Here is a 5260-nt window from a genome sequence, read left to right as displayed (position 1 = left end):
CTACCGCTCAGGGGTTCTGACGAGGGGGCCACGCTCAGGAGTTCTGACGAGGGGCGTGACGGTCGGGATGTCTGACCGGGCGCTCAGGCCCGCACCTGCTTGATGTAGCGATGGCACGGAACGGCGATGGCTCCGTCCGCATTCGACGCCGAATAGTCGAACGGGCCATCGTCGATCCATCCACTGCGTTCATAGAATCGGCGCGCGCGGGCATTTCCGGGCACCACCGCCAGCCAGGCCCGCGCGTGCCCGCCCGCCGCGACCTGTCGTTCCGCGGCGGTCAACAGCAAATCGGCTACCCCACTGCCCCGATAGTCGCGCGACACGTAGACCTGCTCGACCTCACTACCGTTCACCATGACGAATCCGGCCACGGTATCGGCCACCACCGTCACGGTGGTATCGGCGATCCGCTCCACCGCCCGCGCGCCGAATGATTCCTCGGTCCGCACCGCGACCAATTCGTCCGGCACCTTGCCCAGGTGGCCGTCCTGCCACCCGGACCACCAGATTCGTCCCACCGCCTCGGCATCGACGGCAGTGGCGGGTCGGATAGTCACATCGGTGCCCATCGGGCCACTGTAGGGCGCGACGATCCGACTCGCTACCGAACCAGCAGGGCTACCGGCAGCCGGGCGAAGAGCTTCTCGAGGCGTGCGCGGCCGGAGAAGGTGTGGCCGGTGAGGCGGTCGGTCCAGTCGCCCTGGGGGAGGTCGAGAACCGTATCGCCCCAGCCGGTTTCGGCGAGGCCGACACTGTGGCGGGTGGCGGCGACAATGACCTCGGGGATTTCGCCGGTGCGGCCGCGGGCGTAGGCGATGAAGCGCTGCGCGTGGTCGCCGGTGGCGAACAGGGGTATGTAGGTGCCGCCGACGAAGCAGTCGGGGCGTTCGCGGCGCAACCACAGCGCGTAGGCGACAATCCACATTTTGGCCGCGCCGGAGGGGTCCAGGTCCGGTGTGCCGGTGAGGGATTGCAGGAGCAGGTTGCGCTGGGTGAAGTCGACGGGGCGACGATTGTCCGGGTCGACGAGGGAGTCTTCCCAGAGTTCGCAGCCCTGGTAGAGATCGGGGATACCGGGTCCGCCGAGTTGCAGGAGTTTCTGGGCGAGGCTGTCGGACCAGGCGTGCGGGGCGAGATCGGCGACCAGTTCCGCCATTTCGACACCCACCGGTCCGTCGATGACGGTATCGATCCAGCTGTGCACGGACTGCTCGAACTCGATATCCGGTTCCTCCCAGGAGGATCGGGTACCGGCCTCACGAATCGCCTTCTCCGCGAAGACATGCAGACGCTCCCGCAATCCGAGGACGCTGGCGGCGGGGCGGCCGTCGGCGGGCCAGATGCCGAACATGTTCTGCAGCAGGAACAGAGTGGTCGCGCCGTCGGGTCCGGGTGCGATCTCATTCCACGCGGTGACGGCCTGCGCCCAGATATCGGCCACCTGTGACAGCACACCGATGCGGGCGCGCACATCCTCGCCGCGCTTGGTGTCATGGGTGGACAGCGCGGTCATGGTGGCGGGCCAGCGCACCGCGCGTTCGGCATTGGCGAGATGGAATTCGATGGGGGAGCAGCCGAAACGCACCGGGTCCGCGCCCATCTCCTGGAGCGAGACCAGCCGGGCCGCGCGGTAGAACATGGTGTCCTCCACGGCCTTCGCGGTCATCGCCCCACCCACCTGATAGAACCGGGTAGCGGCCTCCCCGCCCAGGGCGAGCGCGGTCACCAGCACCTGCAGTGGTGCGGTGAGTTCGCTATTGCGCCGCGCCACCTCGGCCAGCACCGCGCCGACCATGCCGGCCAGCGGCGCGTAGTCGGTGCGGTACACCGGCATGAACGACAGCACCTCGATGGTGGCATTGGTGAGCGCCATCGTGTCGCAGGTTTCGGCTCGCGCATCGCGTTTGATGGCCGATACGAGGCGCCGCATCTCCGGTACCAGCATGGTTTCGGCGACGGCGCGTTTGATCCGGTGTTCCTGCTCGGTGAACCAGGCGCGATCGCTGCCGTGCCCGGTGAACTGGCGCGACAGGTCGGTCAGCGCCTGTTCCCCTTCCGGATCGATCAGGACCCCGCCCAGATCGGCGAGGGTGTCGTATCCGGTGGTGCCGTCGATCGGCAGGGTGGCGTCGAGTGGTTCGCGATTGGACAGCACCTTCTCGACCAGCAATAACCGCTGTGGCCCAATGAGTTTGCGCAGCTGCGCCAAATACTTGGCGGGTCGGGCCAGTCCGTCCGGATGGTCGACGCGCACCCCGTCGATGAGGTCGTGCTCGCACCAGGCGGCCAGTTCCCGATGGGTGGCCTCGAAGGCCGCGGGCACCTCCTGCCGCACGGCCGCTAGCCCGCCGACGGTGAAGTAGCGCCGGTAACCGCACAGCCCCGACTTCCAGCTGACCAGTCGGTAGTGCTGCTTATCGTGGATGCGCAGGGCGTTCTCGCCCTCGGTGCCGGGTGCGATGGGGAAGCGCAGATCGTGCAGTGCCAGCATGGGTTCGGGCCCGGACCGGTCCACGGTGAGCGCCGCCGGATCGTTCTCCCCGGCCAGCACCGGCAGCGCGATCCGCCCGCCCGCGCCATTGCCGGTGCTCCAGTCGATATCGAAGAAGGTCGCGTACGGCGATCCGCGGCCATTGCGCAGGACATCCCACCACCACGGGTTCTGCCGCGGATCGGCCACGCCCACATGGTTGGGCACCAGATCCACGATCAACCCCATGCCGCGGCCGCGCACCTCATCGGAGAGCGCCTTGAAGCCGGCCGGGCCGCCGAGCGCCGCCGATACCGTGGTCGGATCGGTGACGTCGTACCCGTGCGTGGAGCCGTGCACGGCGGTGAGGATCGGGGACAGGTACAGATGCGAAATCCCCAGCTGCTGCAGATATTCGGCAATGGCGCGGGCATCGGCGAAGGTGAGCGCGTCGGGCCGCAGCTGCAGCCGGTAGGTGCTGCGCACGGGGATGGGCCGGGCGAGGGCGTCGGTGGTGTGTTCGGGAAGGCTGGTCATGGCGTTGTCGATCATGCAGTACGGCGGAGGACGAGCAGGCAGCGTGCGCTGACTTCGATCGTGGACATGGCGTGGTATGCGCGATCCGGTGCGGCTCCGGTGGGGGTCGAACAGTCCAGGGCCACAGTCCATTCGGAGCCGTGGTCGGAGTCGGGGAGGGTGAAGTTCAGGTCGGCGTCGTGTGCGTTGAAGCACAGTAGGAAGGAGTCGTCGGTAATGCGTTCGCCCCGCGGACCCGGTTCGGCGATGGCCGTGCCATTGAGAAACACCGCGAGCGAGCGGCCGAATCCGTTATCCCAGTCCGCGGCCGTCATCTCCTCGCCCTCGGGGGTGAACCAGGCAATATCGCCGGGATGGTCCGGTGCGGCCGACGGGCGGCCGTCGAAGAACCGCCGTCGCCGGAAGACCGGATGTCTCGTGCGCAGCGCGACCGCGCGGCGGGTGAAATCGAGCAGATCGGCATTCGTGTGCATCAGCGACCAATCCATCCAGGACAGCTCGGAATCCTGACAGTAGGTGTTGTTGTTACCGCGCTGGCTGCGACCCATCTCATCGCCGTGCAGCAGCATCGGGGTGCCCTGTGACAGCAGCAGGGTGGCGAGGAGATTACGCTGCTGCCGCGCGCGCAGGGCGCGGATGGCCGGATCGTCGGTGGGGCCTTCGGCACCACAGTTCCAGGAGCGGTTGTAGGTTTCGCCGTCGCGATTGTCCTCGCCATTGGCGGCATTGTGTTTCTCGTTGTAGGACACCAGATCCGCGAGGGTGAAGCCGTCGTGGGCGGTGACGAAGTTGATGGACGCGCCGGGGCGGCGGCCGGTGGTCTCGTACAGGTCCGAGGAACCGGTGAGCCGAGAGGCGAATTCGCCCAGGGTGGCCGGCTGGCCGCGCCAGTAGTCGCGCACGGTGTCACGGTATTTGCCGTTCCACTCGGTCCATCGGACGGGGAAGTTGCCGACCTGGTAGCCACCCTCGCCGACATCCCAGGGTTCGGCGATGAGCTTCACCTGGCTGACCACCGGATCCTGGTGCACCAGATCGAAGAAGGTGGAAAGCCGGTCCACATCGTGTAATTCGCGCGCCAGGGTGGCGGCCAGATCGAACCGGAAGCCGTCGACATGCATATCGAGAATCCAGTACCGCAGCGAATCCATAATCAGTTGCAGGGTGTGCGGGTGGCGCACATTGAGGCTGTTGCCGGTGCCGGTGTAATCCATGTAGTGCCGCGGATCATCGTCGGTGAGACGGTAGTACGCGGCATTGTCGATACCGCGGAAGCAAATGGTGGGGCCGAATTCATTCCCCTCGGCGGTGTGGTTGTAGACCACATCGAGGATGACCTCGATCCCGGCGGTGTGCAGATCCCGCACCATGGCCTTGAATTCGGTGACGGCCGCTCCCGGGGCCGGATTGGCGGCGTATTCGTGATGCGGAGCCAGATACCCGAAACTGTTGTACCCCCAGTAGTTTCGCAATCCGCGATCGAGTAGGAGGCGGTCCTGTAGGAACTGGTGCACCGGCATGAGTTCGACGGCGGTGACACCCAGGTCGCGCAGGTGTTCGATGATCGCCGGATGCGCCATACCCGCATAGGTGCCGCGTAGCTCCGGCGGCACATCGGGATGGGTAATGGTCATTCCCTTGACGTGGGCCTCGTAGATGACGGTCTCGTGGTACGGCCGCTTCGGGGCGCGATCATCGGCCCAGTCGAAGTACGGGTTGATGACCACACTCGTCATGGTGTGCCCGAGCGAATCCACGCCCGGGATGTACGGGGCCGAATCCGAGCCGAAATGTCCGTCGAAGGCCTTGCCGTAGGGGTCGAGCAGCAGCTTGCTGGGATCACAGCGCAGTCCGCGCTCCGGTTCGAACGGTCCGTGGACGCGGAATCCGTACCGCTGACCTGGTGCGACGGTCGGGATGTAGGCGTGCCACACATAGCCGTCGACCTCGTCCAGGGGAATGCGCTGCTCGCGATTGTCCGGGTCGATGAGACATAGCTCGACGCGCTCGGCGACCTCGGAGAACATCGAGAAGTTCGTTCCCACGCCGTCATAGGTCGCACCCAGCGGATAGGCGGTCCCGGGCCAGACGCCGAGTGGCGTCAGATCCGGGGGCGCTGGGGTCTGCGGCATAGGAAGACAGTATCGGCCGCGATGGGCCGGGTGATCCGGTGGGGAGTAGCGGGGTTCCAGACGCCACCCGTCATCCCGGCATGGGACGGTGCGACACGCTGTCCGTCATCCCGGCACG

Annotated in this window: 3 protein-coding genes; all 3 read right to left on the bottom strand. The window is 66.5% G+C overall.

What is annotated here, in order from left to right:
* Positions 1 to 83 precede the first annotated feature (83 nt).
* The 3 genes from NU1_RS07110 to glgX are packed head-to-tail and all read right to left on the bottom strand — an operon-like array spanning position 84 to position 5142.
* On the bottom strand, positions 84 to 572 hold the full coding sequence (locus NU1_RS07110; RefSeq protein WP_067518607.1) for a GNAT family N-acetyltransferase: 489 nt from the start codon (positions 570 to 572) through the stop codon (positions 84 to 86).
* A 32-nt stretch (positions 573 to 604) separates the two neighbouring features.
* On the bottom strand, positions 605 to 3010 hold the full coding sequence (treY, locus tag NU1_RS07105; RefSeq protein ID WP_084521053.1) for a malto-oligosyltrehalose synthase: 2406 nt from the start codon (positions 3008 to 3010) through the stop codon (positions 605 to 607).
* Between the two features lie 11 nt (positions 3011 to 3021).
* Positions 3022 to 5142: a glycogen debranching protein GlgX gene (gene glgX, locus NU1_RS07100; RefSeq protein ID WP_067518605.1), complete on the bottom strand. Its 2121-nt coding sequence runs from the start codon at positions 5140 to 5142 to the stop codon at positions 3022 to 3024.
* Positions 5143 to 5260: the final 118 nt, after the last annotated feature.

Origin of the sequence: Nocardia uniformis NBRC 13702, assembly GCF_001613345.1 — a bacterium.
GTDB lineage: Bacteria > Actinomycetota > Actinomycetes > Mycobacteriales > Mycobacteriaceae > Nocardia > Nocardia uniformis.
The sequence above is the reverse complement of the archived record's forward strand: the minus strand, read 5'-3'. Positions and strand labels throughout refer to the sequence as shown.